Origin of the sequence: Neobacillus vireti (assembly GCF_001026695.1) — a bacterium.
Classification (GTDB): Bacteria; Bacillota; Bacilli; order Bacillales; family Cytobacillaceae; genus Neobacillus; species Neobacillus vireti.
On sequence record NZ_LDNB01000007.1, the window covers coordinates 439,626 to 458,202 of the forward strand.

17 protein-coding genes are annotated in these 18,577 nt (G+C 31.3%); all 17 read left to right on the forward strand.

The window, feature by feature from the left end; genetic code table 11:
• The first annotated feature begins 46 nt into the window (after positions 1 to 46).
• Positions 47 to 1,195, forward strand: coding sequence for a DegT/DnrJ/EryC1/StrS family aminotransferase (locus AA980_RS09260; RefSeq protein ID WP_047771503.1), 1,149 nt, complete (start codon positions 47 to 49; stop codon positions 1,193 to 1,195).
• A 15-nt stretch (positions 1,196 to 1,210) separates the two neighbouring features.
• Positions 1,211 to 1,561, forward strand: coding sequence for a helix-turn-helix domain-containing protein (locus AA980_RS09265; protein WP_024029591.1), 351 nt, complete (start codon positions 1,211 to 1,213; stop codon positions 1,559 to 1,561).
• Between the two features lies 1 nt (position 1,562).
• Positions 1,563 to 2,594, forward strand: coding sequence for a glycosyltransferase family 2 protein (locus AA980_RS09270; protein ID WP_024029590.1), 1,032 nt, complete (start codon positions 1,563 to 1,565; stop codon positions 2,592 to 2,594).
• Positions 2,595 to 2,670: 76 nt separating this feature from the next.
• The gene (locus AA980_RS09275; RefSeq protein WP_024029589.1) at positions 2,671 to 3,864 is read left to right on the forward strand and encodes a CDP-glycerol glycerophosphotransferase family protein; all 1,194 of its coding nucleotides are present in this window, start codon (positions 2,671 to 2,673) and stop codon (positions 3,862 to 3,864) included.
• On the forward strand, positions 3,845 to 4,285 hold the full coding sequence (locus AA980_RS09280) for an adenylyltransferase/cytidyltransferase family protein (protein WP_024029588.1): 441 nt from the start codon (positions 3,845 to 3,847) through the stop codon (positions 4,283 to 4,285). Before AA980_RS09275 ends, AA980_RS09280 begins: the two co-directional genes overlap by 20 nt.
• On the forward strand, positions 4,282 to 5,277 hold the full coding sequence (locus AA980_RS09285; RefSeq protein WP_024029587.1) for a glycosyltransferase family 2 protein: 996 nt from the start codon (positions 4,282 to 4,284) through the stop codon (positions 5,275 to 5,277). Before AA980_RS09280 ends, AA980_RS09285 begins: the two co-directional genes overlap by 4 nt.
• A gap of 6 nt (positions 5,278 to 5,283) precedes the next feature.
• Entirely contained in the window at positions 5,284 to 6,276 is a 993-nt protein-coding gene (locus AA980_RS09290; protein ID WP_024029586.1) for a glycosyltransferase family 2 protein, read from the forward strand.
• A gap of 44 nt (positions 6,277 to 6,320) precedes the next feature.
• A complete protein-coding gene (locus AA980_RS09295; RefSeq protein WP_024029585.1) occupies positions 6,321 to 7,346 on the forward strand; it encodes a glycosyltransferase family 2 protein in 1,026 nt (341 codons plus the stop codon).
• A gap of 21 nt (positions 7,347 to 7,367) precedes the next feature.
• A complete protein-coding gene (locus tag AA980_RS09300; protein ID WP_024029584.1) occupies positions 7,368 to 8,558 on the forward strand; it encodes a glycosyltransferase in 1,191 nt (396 codons plus the stop codon).
• Positions 8,559 to 8,574: 16 nt separating this feature from the next.
• Positions 8,575 to 9,756, forward strand: a complete 1,182-nt coding sequence (locus AA980_RS09305) for a glycosyltransferase (RefSeq protein ID WP_024029583.1) — start codon at positions 8,575 to 8,577, stop codon at positions 9,754 to 9,756.
• 34 nt (positions 9,757 to 9,790) lie between these two features.
• The gene (locus AA980_RS09310; protein WP_047771507.1) at positions 9,791 to 10,789 is read left to right on the forward strand and encodes a glucosamine inositolphosphorylceramide transferase family protein; all 999 of its coding nucleotides are present in this window, start codon (positions 9,791 to 9,793) and stop codon (positions 10,787 to 10,789) included.
• A gap of 47 nt (positions 10,790 to 10,836) precedes the next feature.
• On the forward strand, positions 10,837 to 11,808 hold the full coding sequence (locus AA980_RS09315; RefSeq protein ID WP_024029581.1) for a glycosyltransferase family 2 protein: 972 nt from the start codon (positions 10,837 to 10,839) through the stop codon (positions 11,806 to 11,808).
• A gap of 92 nt (positions 11,809 to 11,900) precedes the next feature.
• A complete protein-coding gene (locus AA980_RS09320) occupies positions 11,901 to 13,157 on the forward strand; it encodes a leucine-rich repeat domain-containing protein (RefSeq protein ID WP_024029580.1) in 1,257 nt (418 codons plus the stop codon).
• A gap of 57 nt (positions 13,158 to 13,214) precedes the next feature.
• Positions 13,215 to 14,990, forward strand: coding sequence for an ABC transporter ATP-binding protein (locus tag AA980_RS09325; RefSeq protein ID WP_024029579.1), 1,776 nt, complete (start codon positions 13,215 to 13,217; stop codon positions 14,988 to 14,990).
• Between the two features lie 88 nt (positions 14,991 to 15,078).
• On the forward strand, positions 15,079 to 16,245 hold the full coding sequence (locus tag AA980_RS09330) for a glycosyltransferase (RefSeq protein ID WP_024029578.1): 1,167 nt from the start codon (positions 15,079 to 15,081) through the stop codon (positions 16,243 to 16,245).
• Between the two features lie 63 nt (positions 16,246 to 16,308).
• The gene (locus tag AA980_RS09335; protein WP_024029577.1) at positions 16,309 to 17,475 is read left to right on the forward strand and encodes a glycosyltransferase; all 1,167 of its coding nucleotides are present in this window, start codon (positions 16,309 to 16,311) and stop codon (positions 17,473 to 17,475) included.
• A 35-nt stretch (positions 17,476 to 17,510) separates the two neighbouring features.
• Positions 17,511 to 18,452, forward strand: coding sequence for a PIG-L deacetylase family protein (locus AA980_RS09340; protein ID WP_024029576.1), 942 nt, complete (start codon positions 17,511 to 17,513; stop codon positions 18,450 to 18,452).
• Positions 18,453 to 18,577 lie beyond the last annotated feature (125 nt).

Sequence of the window (18,577 nt, forward strand, 5' to 3'; positions counted from 1 at the left end):
GATAAATAAAACAAATAAGAAAAGGATCTTACTATCTCCACCACATATGAGTGGGTATGAAAAAAAATATATTAATGAAGCATTTCAAACGAATTGGATTGCGCCATTAGGGCCAAATGTTGATGCTTTTGAAAATGAAATAGCAAATTATGTTAGAGCCGGTGATGCAGTTGCAGTTAGTTCAGGTACAGCAGCGATTCATTTGGCTCTTTGTTTATTAGATGTAAAAGAAGGAGACATAGTATTTTGTTCCAGCCTTACATTTATCGCAAGTGCTAATCCAATCATTTATCAGCGGGCAGTACCTGTATTTATTGATTCTGAACCCGACACATGGAATATGTCACCTCTAGCACTTGAAAAAGCATTTAAAGATGCATTTCAGGAAGGGAAATTACCAAAGGCAGTCATTGTGGTTAATTTATATGGCCAGAGTGCAAAAATGGATGAAATTATCTCAATTTGTAACCATTATCATGTTCCAATAATCGAAGATGCTGCTGAGTCACTGGGTTCAACATATAAAGGGAAACCGAGTGGAACATTTGGGCGATTTGGAATTTTTTCATTTAATGGAAATAAAATTATCACCACATCTGGAGGTGGTATGCTCATTTCAAATGATACTGTGGCATTAAAAAAGGCACGTTTTTTAGCTGCACAAGCACGTGACCCAGCACCACATTATCAACATAGCAAGATAGGGTATAATTATCGACTGAGTAATATATTGGCTGGGATTGGCAGAGCCCAACTAGAAATATTAGATGATAGAGTAAATACTCGAAGATTAATATTTGATCGATACTCTCAAGAATTATCTGAATTACCTGGAATTTCATTTATGCCAGAATTAGAAAATACATTTTCTAATCGGTGGCTTACAGCCCTTACATTCAATGGAGCGGAGATTACAGCGGGAGAATTGTTAAAAGCTTTGGAGAATGAAAATATTGAAGCGCGGCCAGTATGGAAACCACTTCATTTACAACCAATCTTCAAAGGTACTAGATACTATTCACATAAGGAAAATGAGAATATTTCAGAATACCTATTTGAAAGTGGTATCTGTCTCCCCTCAGGCTCAAATTTAACAGAGGAAGAACAAATGAATGTAATTAATTGCATAAAAGATACGATTAACCATTTTTCTAAAGAAAGGAATGTTATCCATAATGAAAAAAATCTTGGATAAAAATGGGTAAAATATATGATTGGGAGAAATATTTATGAAATTCGATTAAAAAAAGGGCTTTCGTTATCGGAATTAGCGGAAAGAGCGAATATATCTAAATCATATTTAAGTAATATCGAACGAAATCTAAATCAAAACCCATCCATTCATATTATTAAAAAGCTGGCAGCCGTTTTAGATGTAGATTTAAGGTCATTGGTGAAGACAGAAATAAACGAAGAAAGACAACAATATTTGGATCGGGAATGGCTTGATTTTATTAATGAACTAAAAGAATCAGGTGTTGAAAAAGAACAAATTCAGGAGTATAAAACTTTAATTGAATTTATTAAATGGAAAAATGAACAAATAGGGGAAAAGAAATAAAATGGAACCTAATAAAGTAAGTGTGGTTGTTCCCATTTATAAAGTAGAAAAATATCTTAATAGATGTGTCGATTCAATTATTAATCAAACATATTCACATTTAGAAATTATATTAATTAATGATGGATCACCAGATAAGTCCGGAACAATCGCAGAGGAATACGCTAAATTAGATAACCGAATAAAAGTTATTCATAAAGAAAATGGTGGCTTATCTGATGCAAGAAATTTTGGTGTGCAGTATGTTACAGGTGATTTTACACTTTTTGTCGATAGTGATGATTGGATAGAAGTTAATATGATAACAGAATTAGTGCATAACAGTCTGAAGTTTAAAGCTGATGTCGTTCAATCGGCTTTTTATTATGCACATCAGGATCATCTGCTTTTCGATAATCGGTTTTATCAAAAGGATGATCCTCCAATTATTCTAGACAATGAAGCTCTTATGGCAGAGTTAGTCATGAACGAAAGAGTGAAAAATTTTGCCTGGGGTAAGCTTTATAAAACCGAAATCATTAGAGATATTCCCTTTAAAAAAGGAGTTTTATTTGAAGATGTGTTTTGGGCACATTTAGTCATGAAAAGAGTAAAAACTTATTTAATCCTACATCAACCTCTATGCTACTATTTTCAGCGAGGTGACAGTATTGTTTCTGACTACAGCCCCAGAAACTTAGATATTATTAAAGGTTTGAAGGAAAGGCAAATTTTTATAGAGGAATTCTATAAAAATTTATCTAACGAGTCCTATAAGGTGCTCTTAAAAACGATATTCATTCATTACAACCTGCTTTTAGTAAATAGAAAAAAAGATCCTAAAGGAACGAATAAAAAAGAGTTACAAATTTACATCAAAAAGAATTATGTAAAATTTATTAATGCGGCAGAAAAAGATAATAATTTGAAAAAGCAGCTGTTATTGTTTTCAATCCACCCATATTTTAATATCTTGTTTTTATTTTTTAGGAAGTTATTACGAAAGTTTAAGATTGTGCCAACACCTTTAGGGTTAGAGAAAATCAATCTTTAAGCAATAGGAGTTCAATAGATGACAAATTGTATACTATGGTTCAATGCTTTTTCTATGCAAAGGGGAAGCTTTTTCTATGTCTAATTTTATTGCATCATTTAAAAATTATATTGCTTTTGCCATCATTTATTTGTTTAATTGCCTACCAATAAAGAATAATAAAATCTTCTGTTTTAGTTACTATGGGACTCAATATGGCTGTAATCCAAAATATATTACAGAATATATTCTCAAGAATTACCCAAAGGACAGATTTGATGTTGTTTGGGCATTCAATGATACAAATAAACCGCATTTAACTGGTATTAGAAAAGTTAAAACAATGTCCTTACGGTATTTTTATGAGATATGCACATCAAAGGTAATAATAACTAATTTTAGAACAACTGAATTATTCGTAAAAAGAAAAAGTCAATTTTACATCCAAACATGGCATAGTTCACTGCGCTTAAAACAAATCGAAAAGGATGCTGAGGGTTCCTTGCCACAAGATTATGTCGAGATGGCCAAAAAGGATTCGCAAAAATGCGATTTATTATTATCTGGATGTGTATTTAGTACTAACATCTTCAAAAGAGCGTTTTGGTATGATGGTAATATATTTGAACACGGCACACCTAGAAATGACATTCTTTTTCAAAATGATTCAGTAATGAGGAAGAAGATTTTAAAATTGATAAACATACCAATTGATTCAAAGGTAGTTTTATATGCTCCAACGTTTAGAAAAGATAATAATCTCGAAGTTTATAATATTGATTATCAATTGGTTTCTGAAAAATTAAGAGAAAAGTTCGGGGGCAATTGGACATTTTTAGTAAAGTTGCACCCGCACTTGGCCGCAAAATCTAATCAATTAATGAAGGGAAAAAATATCATTGATGTAACATCATTTGATGATACACAAGAACTCTTAAGTATAACGGACATATTAATTTCAGATTATTCATCTCTTATGTTTGATTTTGGTATAACCAAGCGGCCATGCTTTTTATATGTACCTGATTTACTCGATTATACCAACAATGATAGAAATTTATATTTTGATTCAAAGGAACTCCCTTTTATCAGTGCAAACAGCAATGACGAACTAATTGAGAAAATTGACAGCTTTAATCAGCAGGAATACAACGATAATTTGATTAGATTTTTAGATAGTATTGGATCATTCGAAGATGGCAATGCCTGTGAAAATTTGCTGCAGCAAATAAATGAAATTTGCTTTAGTAGGAATAGGAAGGGGAATAGTTATGGTACAGAAGCCGTATAAAATTGGCTATACAACTGGTGTATTTGACTTATTTCATGTTGGACATCTAAATATTTTAAAAAGCGCGAAAGCGCAATGCGATTATCTAATTGTTGGCATAAGTACTGATGAATTAGTTTGGGTGTATAAAAAGAAGCAGCCCGTTATTCCATATCGTGAAAGAACGCAAATTATTGAATCAGTAAAGTATGTAGATCGGGTCGTTCCCCAAATAAATAGAGATAAATATTCGGCATGGGAACAGATAAAGTTTGACATCATGTTCGTGGGTGATGATTGGAAAGGTGATCCCTTATTTAATGAAGTTGAAAAGAAATTCAACCAACAAGGGGTAGAAATTGTCTATTTTCCATATACACATGGTGTATCATCAACGATCGTAAAGAAAAAGATCGAACAAAAGGAAATAGTAAGTTTATGAAACCCGTAATAAGTATTATTGTACCTGTTTATAATCTAGAAGCATACTTGGAAAAATGTATTAAGAGTATAATCATCCAAACTATTAAAAATATTGAAGTAATTCTGATTAATGACGGGTCGACTGATGAAAGTGGAGTTATATGCGATAGCTATGCAAGTATGGATTGCAGGATAAAGGTTATTCACAAGAAAAATGGTGGACTTAGTTCTGCTAGGAATGCGGGTATGAAAATCGCAAGCGGAGAATATATAGGGTTCGTAGATGGTGACGATTATGTGGATAGAAATATGTTCGGAGAGCTTTATTGGTTATGTGAAAATACAAATAGTGATATATCCATTTGTAAGTTTGGAAGGGAACTTAATGAAAATTTATCCAATGAGATGACAGAAAAACCTTTTTGTGAAGAAATGGATAAAATAGAAGCGATGAGACAGCTGTTTAAAGGGGAATTATATAGGTTTTCAGTCTGTAATAAACTATTTAAGAAAAGTTGTTTTGAAAATATCGTTTTTCCAGAAGGCAGAATTCATGAAGATTTATCGACAACTTATAAATTATTTTCTAATGCAAATAAAGTCGTTTATACAAATTATATAGGATATATTTACGTGAAAAGAGACAATAGTATTTTAGCTTCCAGATTCAATGAAAAGAGGTTGGATGCGTTTACTGGCTGGGAAGAGATCCTAGCGTTTATGAAACAAAAATACCCGCAACTATCCAGTGAAGTTAATGCCTGCTTTGTCTATTCATGTGTCGATAATGGTTATTACATTCTAAATCAAGTTGTTGGCAAAAAAGAAAGGGAAAAGTATTTGCTCTATATTCAATCGTATGTGAGAAAGTATTATAAAGACATTATTAAGAATGCTGCTTTAACCGTTAAATATAAGAAATTAATTTCAATCATAAACATTAGTGTTAGATTGTTTATTTTGTCACATGCACTAAATAATTTTAGGAATGATAAATTACGAAAGGGGTGAACATAAATGAATCCAAAAATAAGCATAATTGTGCCGATTTATAATGTTGAAAACTATTTAAGAAAGTGCGTAGACTCAATTTTATCACAAACATTTAAAGATTTTGAACTTATCCTTGTCGATGATGGCTCACCCGATAATTGTGGAATAATTTGCGATAACTATGCAGAAAGTGACCAGAGAATTAAAGTCGTACACAAAGAAAATGAAGGAGTTTCATCGGCAAGAAATACTGGGATTAGGATGGCTAAAGGTAAATATATTGGGTTTATTGATAGTGATGATTATATTGATAATAGAATGTATGAAATTTTATATACTAGTGCTGAATTGCATTCATCGGATGTAGTTGTTTGTGACTTATTAAAAGTACATGGTGATGAAGTTTCGGTAAAAAAATATAAAAAAGAATTTAGTTTATTACATTATTCGAATATCGAAGCTTTAAATCAATTATATACAAATGAACCTGAAAAAGCTGCTGTATGGGTATATTCTTGGAATAAATTATATAAAAGCTGGCTATTTAAAGATATAAGATTTTCAGCTGGGAAAATTTATGAAGACGAATTTATAGCACATAAAATTCTTTATCATAGCACAAAAATTACGTATGTTCCCGAAACATTATATTACTATTTTCAAAGAACTAATAGTTATATAGGTTCTGAATTTAGTACAAAAAAATTTGATCGGGTATATGCCCTTAAAGAACGGGCAGATTTCTTTAAAAAAATAAATCAAATTAGCTTACATGATCTGGCAATGAGGAACTTTATGGAAGTGTTTTTCTGGTATTACTCAAAAGCTCAATCAGACTTAAATAATGTCAATACAGAAATAAAAGTATTGAAAAGAACATTAAATAGAAGTGTAGTATCTTTAATGAAAAATCCACTAATAGGATGGAAGCAAAAGGTTTTTATATTATTATTTGTAATCTATCCTTTTGTATACAGGTTTAAATGGATAAAAGGGAAAAAACTTAAAAGCACGTAAGAATGTTTATAGAAGCTTAAATATTGAAAGGGTGGTTTAAGATATTGAATCCAAAAATTAGCGTGATTGTTCCTATTTATAACGTCGAACCATATCTATGTAAGTGTATAGATTCAATTTTGTCGCAAACCTTTACAGATTTTGAACTTATCCTTGTTAATGATGGTTCACCTGATAATTGTGGGGCAATTTGCGATGATTATGCAAAAATAGATACGCGAATTAAAGTTATTCATAAAGAAAATGGTGGATTAGGGTCTGCAAGAAATGCGGGAATTAAGATTGCTAAAGGTCAATATATTGGAATTATTGATAGTGATGATTATATTGATGAAAAAATGTATGAAATTTTATACCATAATGCTAAAACACATTCATCAGATGTAGTCGTTTGTGATGTTGTTAAAGTAGATGTTGAGAGTCAAGCTGTCCTCAAACAAGGTGGTAAGACGGAATATAGTATAGAGCATTTCACAAATATCCAGGCTTTAAATCAATTATATCAACCAAATGAAGATATGTTTGATACGATGGGGAGGCGTGGAGAAAAGTGGATATTCGCGGTTAATAAGTTATATAAAAGATCCTTATTTGATGCTTTAAAATACCCAGAAGGAGTGATTTACGATGATGAATTTATAATACATAAAATTTATTATCAAAGTACAAGGGTTACTTCAATTTCAGTGGAATTATATTACTATGTGCAAAGGCCAGATAGTATAAGCCATTCCTCTTTTTCTATTAAAAAATTTGATAGGGTTTATGCTCTAAAAGAACGCGTGGACTTCTTTAAAATAATTAGACAAAATAAATTACACGAAAAGGCATTCAAGGTTTATTTGGAAGTATTCATTTGGAGTTATCTTGCTGCAAGATCACAACTTACTGGAGTTAATAAAGATCTAAAACAGCTAAAGAGGACTTTAAATCGTAGTATAGAATCTCTCATGAAAAATCCATATTCTAATTGGAAACAAAAAGTGATGGTAGGGCTGTTCATCATAAGTCCATCTGTCTACGTGTATGTTACAAATGCAAAACGGGGACGGAGTTTAAGAGCCACATAAAATTATTGGAGATTGTTCAAAATGAAAAAAAACTTATTATTTGTAATAGACTCATTAGTCGGAGCAGGGGCAGAAAAGAGCTTAATTACGTTACTATCCTTATTGGATTATGAAAAGTATTCAGTGGACTTAATGTTGTTTGCACATGGTGAAATTCTCCAAGAACTCGTTCCCAAAGAAGTAAAGATATTACGTCCATTAAAGTATACAAATTTTTCCCGATTAAATTTAACGAAGGCTATACTTTATTCTTTAAAGAAAACTGATTTTAAAATGCTTAATTCAAGGTTGAAATATTCCTTGAAAATACGTATGAAAAAATATAGTAATCCTCAGAAAGCAAGATTATATTGGGAGGATGTGTCGAGTGTAATTGAGGGGAATACTAAAAAATATGATATTGCGATTAGCTATGCACAAGGAGTACCAACATTTTATGTTGCCGAAAAGGTAAAAGCGAAGGAAAAATTCGCTTGGGTAAATGTAACCTATAGGTTAGATTATAAGGAAGCAACTTTTCAAAAACAGTTTTACGATCAGTTCAATAAAATTATCGCAGTTTCTGATTCAACGAAAGAAATATTTTTAGAAACCTTCCCATCATATGATCATAAAATTGAAATCATCTACGACATTAATGACCCCCGCTTTATTTCTAATATGGCGGAACTCGGGGAAAATTATACAGATCATTTTGATGGGGTGAGAATCCTTACAATAGGGAGATTAGCACATCAAAAAGGTTATGATATTGCTTTACATGCATGTAAAAGGCTTAAAGAAAAAGGGATTAAATTCAAGTGGTATGTATTAGGGAAAGGTCCTCTTTTAGGGGAGATACAAGATTTTATTAATGAAAATAATTTATCTGATTACTTCGTGTTATTAGGTGTAACGGCCAATCCATACCCCATAATAAAAAACTGCGACATTTATGTGCAAACATCAAGATTTGAAGGGTTTGGACTTGCGATAGCAGAAGCGCGGATGCTTAATATTCCAGTCGTCACAACAAGGTTTGATGCCGTATATAACCAAATGGTAGATGGCAAAAATGGTCTTGTCGTTGATATGAATGCTAATGCCATTTGTGAAGGAATATTAAAGCTAATTCATAATAAGGATCTAAGGGAGAGTATTGTTACTTACTTACAACATGAGAAAAAAGGAAATCTTGAAGAATTGGATAAATTTTATGAATTAATTGGCTGAAAGAGAGTTAAATAAAATGAGGAAAAAAATAGTTTTCATGTTAATCAATATGAACATAGGCGGTACAGAAAAGGCGTTACTTAACATGATAAATGAAATGCCAAAGGATCAATATGATGTTACCATTTTTATGCTGGAAGAATATGGTGGGTTTCTCGAGTTTATTCCGTCTGAAGTTAAAGTGAAGTATTTTTCAGACTATCAAAGCATAAAAGAGATGTTGAATAGGCCTCCACAATTCGTAGCCTTAAACCTATTAAAAAAGGGTAAGGTTATTAAGTCACTAACCATTGTGTTTCTACATTTTATTACGAAAATTATAAATAATAGAAGTCTTTTCTTCAAATATATAGTAAGAAAATATCCAACTCATGATGAAGAATATGATGTTGCTGTAGCTTATGATGGTCCAATGGATTTCATAAGCTATTTTGTTTTGAAAAAAATTAAAGCCAAAAAGAAAATTCAGTGGATCCATTTTGATGTGACGAAGACGGGGTTTAACCCGAAGTTTGCTTCGAAAGTTTATAGCAAATTTGATAAGGTTTTTGTTGTATCAAAAGAGGCGAGAAAGAAGTTAGTGTATAGGGTACCAGTGTTAAATGAAAAGACAGATACTTTTATTAATATATCATCCCCACAGGGGGTTATTAGACAATCAAAAGAAGGAAAGGGCTTTACAGATTCATTTAACGGATTAAGAATCCTAACTGTTGGTAGATTATCGGCTGAAAAAGGGCAAGATTTGGCTATTCATGCACTAGCAAGACTTGTGAAAGATGGATATAAAGTGAAATGGTATTGCATAGGAGATGGAAACAGCAGAAGGGAGTACGAACGTTTAATCAAGGAATATAACCTTGAGGATAAATTTATCTTATTAGGTACAGACCCGAATCCTTATCCATATATAGACCAATGTAATATATATGTTCAGCCGTCTAGACATGAAGGGTATTGCCTTACACTAGCGGAAGCTAGATATTTAAAAAAACCTATTGTAACAACTTGTTTTACCGGAGCAAAGGAACAGATTAAGAATGGAGTAAATGGACTTATTGTTGGAATTAGTGAAGATGAAATCTATCAAGCATTAGTGAAATTAATAAATGATCAGGATTTAAGAGTAAAGTTTTCCAAGAATTTGGCTACAGAAAAAAGTAACAATAAATACAAAATGATAAATATATTTGCGTAGGATAGATGCTGCTGGAGTATGGAAAGTGTCTGAAATGAAAGGTGATTCTATGTATATATTAATGGCTGCTTTTTTAATTTTATTAGTGTTGTTGAGTAGATTGCTCAATAGAAAAATAATATTGGGTATATGGTCCATTACAGTATTTAATTCTAATACGATCATCTCTACGCATCCAAATCGTAAAAAGCTAAAGAATCCCACTTTACAAGCTTCGGACGTTTCAGATGTGCCAGCTGAGTTTGTTGCAGACCCGTTTATTATTTCGCATGGATCTAAGTTTTATATGTTCTTTGAGATTCTAGATAAATCTTCGGGAAAAGGGATTATTGGCTTAGCTAAAAGTAAAGATGGTGAGAATTGGGTTTATGATCGAGTTATTCTTAAGGAAAATTACCATTTATCTTATCCTTATGTATTTAAATACAACGATGACTTTTACATGATACCCGAATCCTGTGAAGCAAATAAAGTATTGTTATATAAAGCAAAAAGCTTTCCCTATGAATGGGAGATAGCTTGTGAACTCATTCGAGGAAAATATGTAGATTCTAGTATTTTTCAATATAACAATAAATGGTGGCTGCAAGCAGGAAAGTCAGGGAAATTGCATTTGTTTTACTCTGATGAACTCGAAGGGAATTGGAAGGAACACCCCAAAAGCCCTTTAATATCTGATAATAACAGTATTACTAGACCCGGAGGCAGGGTGATTGTCGACAAAGAAAATATTTACAGATATTCACAAGATGGGAAACCAAACTATGGGAGTGCAGTTCGGGCATTTAAAATAACCCAGTTGTCGGAAAATGAATATAAAGAAGAAGAACTTAACTTAGTATTAAGTGGAACTAAAAAAGAAATTGATTGGAACAAAGATGGTATGCACACTATTGATCAAATTAAGATTGCAGATAACCAATGGCTAATAGCTGTGGATGGCCATAAATTGGAAAATAAGAATTATTTTATATGGAAACTGGATCGTATCTTATCAAAGTTTTCTACTAAGATAAAAGAAACTCACTACTAAAAGCGAAATAAAGAAATTAACAAATTTGGAATTAGGTGGTAAATACTATGATAAGTATCATTGTTCCAATTTATAAAGTTGAAAAATATTTGGCTATTTGCACTGACTCGATTTTAAATCAAACATTTAAGGATTTTGAATTAATTCTTGTAAATGATGGATCTCCCGATAAATGCGGAGAAATTTGTGATGACTATACCAAAAAAGACAATAGAGTAAAAGTCATTCATAAATCTAATGGTGGGTTATCATCTGCAAGGAATGCTGGAATAAATGTTGCACAAGGTAAATACATTGCATTTGTTGATAGTGATGATTATATACACCCGAAAATGTTTGAGATATTATTTGAAGCTGCAGAGAAATATTCGTCAGATATTACTATGTGTAACTTTTTACCTGTTTATGAACATGTTCCAAATCATGAAGTATTACGTAATTTTCAAATCGATGTTAAACATTATACAAATCTGCAGGCACTGAAACAAATATATACGAATAAAGGAATTTATTTCACTTTAGCAACCAATAAATTGTATAAAAGACAATTATTTCATGATCTCAGATTTGAAGAGGGTAGAATTCATGAGGATGAATTTTTAGCCCATAGAATACTATATAAATCAAAGGTAATAACCTATTTACCAATTGATTTGTATTTTTATTTTCAAAGAAGCGACAGTATTATGGGGGAGCCCTTTAATTTAAATATGCTGGATGAAGTTTATGCATTTAAAGATAGAATAAAATTTTTTAAGGATAAAAAATTACATTCATTACGTCATCAAGCTGAATTTAAATATGTTGTTAAGTTTTTTTCATTTTATCTTAAAGCAAAAAAAGAATGTCAAAACTCCAAAGGTGAATTAAAAATTTATAAGAAGAATACCTTTCAAAATGATATTTATTCACTATTATTGAATCCATTATTTAATATAAAGGAAAAAACATTATGGATACTATTTATGATCCATCCCTCACTGTACGAATGGTATATTAGCATAATATCAAAAATTTAACAAGATGGTATAAGTTAAACGAGCAATTATTGAAAGGCAGCACTATTAGCCAACAAAATTTGTTAGATAAACATTAATGGAGGAACTCAAATATGATAAATAAATGTGGGCAGTATATTAAATCACTTAAGAAAAAATATCATCAATCGAGGTATTGGGGTTATCTATATAGAAATATGGTTAAACAGATAGATAGCTATAATGAAAAACCCAAAGAATACATTCCATATATAAATAAACCAGGAATTGCTTTTTCATTTGATGATAGTTATAGAGTGTACGATTGGTATAAGTACGGAAAAGATATGTTTGGGTATTACAACGTGAAAGTAACATTTAATATGAACGGTGTTCACCCTTTGAAAAATAATAGAGAACATACACAGGACGAAATAGATAAATTATTAGAATTACAAGCAAACGGCCACGAAATTGCTCATCACAGTTTTAAACACAAACCTGCTTTAGAGTATTCAGCTTTATATGGTTATGAAAAATGGATAAAAGACGAAATTGAAACTCTCTTAAGTTGGATGGAAAAGCAATCACATTCTAAAACAAATGAAAGATTCAAAAAACCAGTTTCTTTTGTATTCCCACATTTCATTTACAATAATGAAACTTTAAATAGATTAATTCCAAAGTATTTCAAAATTGCAAGAGGTCATTTGAAAAAAGATAATTTAACATCATTTAATCATGTTGGATTTGCTCCATCGATTTGTTTAGATGATTATTATTCTTGTAATACTTACTATATAAAAAAAATAATTAAATTGACAAAGAAGACTGGTAGGAATTTAATTTTAACATGTCACTCCATATTACCCGAAGATGTTAATCACAATTTTTATGGAGAAGGAGAAAAGGCTAAAAAATGGGGGACATGGAGTACTTCCCCTAAGCTTATCCAAACGATTATAAATGAAGCAAGAAAAAATGATATGGAGTTCTACACCACTTCAGAGTTAGCGGGTATCGCTACTTTTATCGATCGAAATTTTGAAATGGCTGTTAGAGAAAAGATTTCAAATCTGGATAGGTGGATAGAAATAAAAGAATTAAGCAAAGTGAAGGAGCTGGATCTTAATAATAGGGGAATTTCTAATTTAGATGGGCTGGAGTATTTCTTGAATTTAGAAAAGTTGAATTTAAGCAATAATCCTATTTCTGACTTTAGATTGTTAAAGAAACTTCCAAAGCTAAGACATGTAAACACTGAAAACAATCCTCTAAAGCAACGTAAAAAAGTAAAAGAATACTCTATGGTAGTAAAAAGTATTCTTCTATTTTTTACACTTAAAGTAATACCGTTTGTGAAATTTTTCGAGATATTGGAACTTGGTTAGATGGTCGGGTATTAGAAGGGTCTCGGCAAAAAATTAAGTTGAAAGAGGTTGTGGAAATTGATTGATTCAATCAAAAAGCTATTAATGCTCTTCGATAAAAAGGAAAAGGTACGGTTATTAATTTTATTTTTTATGATGATTATTGCTGCCGTATTTGAAACGTTAGGAATTGGAATGATTGTTCCGATAGTAGGAATCTTAACAAATCCTAGTATTATTAACGAGCACACAGTTTTATCTTTTATATACAGATTATTTAATTTTCAGTCAACATCATCATTTATTGTATTTGCTGTTAGCATTTTACTTCTTGTGTTTGTTCTAAAGAATTTATATTTACTTCTCTTTAACTATGCGCAAATCAGGGTTATTTTAAATCAACAAGTAAAATTATCTCGAAGATTGTTCAAAGAATATTTAACAAAACCGTACACTTTCCACTTACAACGAAATACATCAAATTTACTTCGGAATGTAAATAGTGAGGTATCCAAAGTTTTTAATGGAATTATCATAGCCGGATTTCAGCTATTTACAGAACTTCTTGTTACTACATGTATTTTATTATTACTGCTAAAAACAGCACCAATTGCAACGATCACAGCTTCCATTTTATTAGGCGGAAGTGTTTTTGCGTTTTTTAGAATTTTCCGAAAGAAGATTAGTAACCTAGGTGTAGAGCAACAAAAGGTAAATGGCAAGATGATAAAATGGGTTAACCAAGGGTTGGGTGCAAGTAAAGAAGTAAAAGTATCAGGCAGGGAAGACTTCTTTATTAATGCTTACACTATTCAAAGTCAAGTAAGTATAAACAACAGCCGATATATGAGTATGTTAGAACTAGCACCGAGACTTTTTATAGAAACGTTATTAGTAGCTGTAATTCTTATTACCATGCTAATTATTGTTTTTCAAGGGGTGAACCCGCAATACTTAGTATCAACAATGGCACTTTTCGCGATGGCTGCTTTTAGGTTAATGCCCTCGATCAACCGAGTAGTTGCATTAATAACAACAATTCGTTATAGCAAACCAGCTTTAACAGTTGTCTTTGAAGATCTATTTACTAATTTAGAACCAATTGGAAAATTAAATACAGATGTTAAATCAGAAGTAAATTATCAAGGTGGGAAATTTTTTAAAGAATCAATTAAATTAAATGAAGTTTCTTTTCGTTACCCTAACCAGAAGGAATATTCTGTAAAGGATATATCTTTAACTATACCAATTGGTCAGTCGGTTGCGTTTATAGGTGAATCAGGGGCTGGAAAAACAACTCTTGTTGATATTATCCTTGGACTTTTTCCACCAGAAAAAGGACGTATTTTAGTTGACGGTAAAAATTTATTTGAACAAAAAGAAATATGGCAACAAAAAATAGGTTATATTCCCCAATCAATATTTCTGTCAGACGATACGATTCGTAGTAATGTAGCTTTTGGGATAGAAGATGGTCTAATAAATGATGCTGCGGTTTGGCAAGCCTTAGAGCAGGCACAATTAGAGGAATTTGTTGAAGCATTACCCGATAAATTAAATACAACTGTAGGAGAGCGAGGGGTAAGACTTTCTGGAGGACAACGGCAACGAATCGGGATAGCAAGAGCGTTGTATCATAATCCAGAAATATTGTTTATGGATGAAGCAACTTCAGCATTAGATAATGAGACGGAAAAAGAAATTATGAAGGCTATTGATGGATTAAAAGGAGAAAAGACTATGATCATTATCGCTCATAGACTAAGCACGATAGAAAATTGTGATATTGTATTTAGAATAAATAATGGCAGATTAGTTGCGATAGAAAATAAATTTAAGAAATCCGTCATGTAAGAGAAATAGTTAATAAAACCTTTTAAGGAAAATTAAGAAGGAAAAAATACTTAGGGCTGGTGTAAAAAATAGTTAGGTAGGATGATAAATGACGAAAATTGTTATTGTAACTAGAAGACTTGTCATGGGTGGTATAGAAAAGGCGTTAATATCAATGCTGAAAGCTATACCTGAGGATAAATATGAAGTAACTGTTTTAGTTATGGGGACCGGTGGTGAGCTAGAGGACGAAATACCAAATCATGTGAAGGTTGAGTGCTTATTTGGTTATGAAAGTACTACAATTGAAAAACTTCGGAATTGTATAAAGGAAGGCAAATTAATTCGAGCTTTTAAAATTGGTTGGTATACACTTCGAGCAAAAATGACTAAAAGTGTATTTAAACAAGAATGGTATTATTCCAAAATGATAACAATGACTAATTCCGATTATGACTTAGCAATAGCATATCACGTTCCAGCTTCTTTTCCAGTCGTATTTGTGATAAACAATATTAAAGCTAAATCAAAAGTTGCATGGATACATTCCGATGTTTCTTGGTTTATAAATTTCCTAAAACCCTATAAAGAGTATTATGAAAAATACGATAAAATATTTTGTGTTTCAAAATATGCAATGGAAAAATTCAATGAGCATTTTCCAAATCTGAAAAAAAAGACATCTGTGTTTTATAATCTAATAGATTTAAAACAAATGGAAATAATGGCGGAAAAAGATGGTGGATTCAGAGATCATTTTGATGGTAAACGTATTCTAACAGTTGGACGATTATGTTTGCAAAAGGGTCAGGATATTATCCCTAGTATACTCTTAAAGCTAAAGTCAGAAGGGCTCAAAGTAAGATGGTATTGCATTGGGGATGGAGAAAGTCGTTCAGATCTCGAAAGTTTGATCTTGAAATATGGCCTAGAAGAACACCTAATATTGTTAGGAACAAAATTAAATCCTTATAACTTTATTAAACAATGTGATATATATGTCCAACCTTCTAGACATGAAGGTTACTGTATCTCACTTGCTGAAGCTAGGGCATTTAATAAACCCATTGTAACAACAGATTTTGTTGGTGCTAGGGAGCAAATAGAACATGGAAAGAATGGACTTATTATAGATTTTGATGAAAATGAAATATTCACAGCGGTAAAAACCCTAATTGATAATACAGATTTATGTGAAATGTTTGAGCACAATTTAAAAAGAGCAAATGTTAATCATACAAGTGAATTAAAGGGATTATTTGACAATATAGTGTAAAGAAATGGAGTCAAACTAGTCTTGTAAGGACTATTAAATTTATTACAAGGATAGGATGAAAAAATGAAAAGAATTGTTATTGTAACTAGAGAAATGGTATTGGGAGGTGTAGAAAAGGCATTGATTTCTATGCTGAATTCTATTCCCAAAGATAAGTATAATGTAACTGTTTTAGTTATGAAACTTGGTGGAGAGCTTGAGAACGAGATACCCGATCATGTAAAAGTTGAGTGTTTATTTGGTTATGAAAATACTACAATCAAAAAAATTTCCAATTGTATAAAGGAAGGCAGATTAATTCGTGCTTTTAGAATTATTTGGTATTCACTTCTAATTAAATTAACGAAAAATGGTTTTAAACATGGTAAGTACTATTCAAAAATGATACCGATGATTGAATCTGAATATGATTTAGCAATAGCATATCACGATCCAGCGACTTTTCCAGTCATATTTGTGATTAACAATATTAAAGCTAAATCCAAAATTGCATGGATACACGTCGATGTCTCCCGAAATATAAAGGAACTAAAACCTTATAAAGTGTTCTATGAAAAATATAATAAAATATTTTGTGTTTCGGAAAATGCAATGAAAAAATTTAATGATCTATTTCCTAATCTAAAAGAAAAAACATCTGTATTTTATAATATTCTCAACAAAAATCAAATAATAAAAATGGCAGAAAAAGATGATGGATTCAATGATCAATTTAAAGGTATACGAATTCTAACTGTAGGAAGAATTAGTACTGAGAAAGGACAAGATATAATACCTAGCGTTCTAATGAAGTTAATATCCGATGGAGAAAATGTAAGATGGTATTGTATTGGAGACGGTAATGACCGTCCGGAACTCGAAAAATTAATCAAGAAATACAGATTAGAAAATTACTTTATCTTGTTAGGAAAAAAAAGAAATCCCTATTGTTATATCAAACAATGTGATATCTATGTTCAAACTTCTAGACATGAAGGATATTGCATCTCATTGGCTGAGGCTAGGGCATTAAATAAACCAATAGTAACTACAGATTTTGTTGGTGCAAGAGAGCAGATAGGAAATGGTGAGAATGGACTTATAATAAATTTTAATGAAAACGAAATTTGTGCTGCGATTAAAACCCTTATTAACAATAAACACCTATGCACAAAATTTGAAAACAATTTAAAAAAAGCAAATGTGGGTTCTACAAATGAAATAATTAAATTGTTTGAAAGTGTTGGCTAACGATTCAAAAAATATAAAAACAAGGTGTGAGCCTTTTGCAATTTGTAATGAAAAAAATTAATACGCTTATTTTAATAGTATTACAATTTATTAAAGGAAATGAAACGTTAAAAAAGAAGATAGAATATGTAAGAGGATTATATAGATACCCAAGGAAAATGATGGGAAGTGAATTTCCTAAAAGGTATTTTAATGAAGATACGGACGTTCTCGTCTTTGCAGCTCATCCTGATGATGATGTACTAGGCTTAAGTACCACTTTATACCGCCATAGTTTGAATGGCAGAAGGATAAAAGTCATTTTTGTTACTAATGGATCAGGGAGAGATGGTGAAAGTTGGACCATAGGAGTAAGTGAATCAAAAAAGAAATCTAAAATAAGGTATAGAGAAGCTGTAGAAGCCTTATCATTAATAAATATTTCAAAAGAAAATATTTTTTGTTTTGGATATCCAGATGGAGGCACCCAGCGGTATTTGAAAAATATGGCTAAGGATATAAAGATGCTAATAGAAAAACTGAATCCAGGAAGAATTTACGTTCATTGTATCGAGGGTGGTCATGTCGATCATGATATGACTAGTTTCGTAGTTAAGACAATATGTAATAAAATAGGGTATACTAATTTGTTTGAATGGACCGAATATAATCCAATCCAGTCTTTAGGAGCTCAAAATGTAACGTTTTTACCCACACAATCTACAGTTTTAAAGGAAATAAAAATTGAAATCTCAGAAGAGGAGCGTATTTTAAAAAGAAAAATGTTAGCATGTCACCAATCTCAAGATGTTGAACAGTTCTTTTTACAAGGGGAGGCAATACGACAAGCTAACACTTCACAATCGGAGATTGAATTATTTGAACACTGTCAGCTCCCAAAGAATAAATTACAACCTATATTAAAAGATTTTAATAAATCGATGAAAAGGTTACAAAAAAAATCTTTCAAAACAAAAAAATATTGTTTAAGTGATTGACACTTTAGTGAAAAACGCTAATAATTTACTTATGGGTTGTTCTTTAAAAAGAATCGTTTTTTTTGAAAGGAAATTGATTGCTGCCAATCAAAATAGGAATACTATTAGTGTATAGCTAAGAAAGG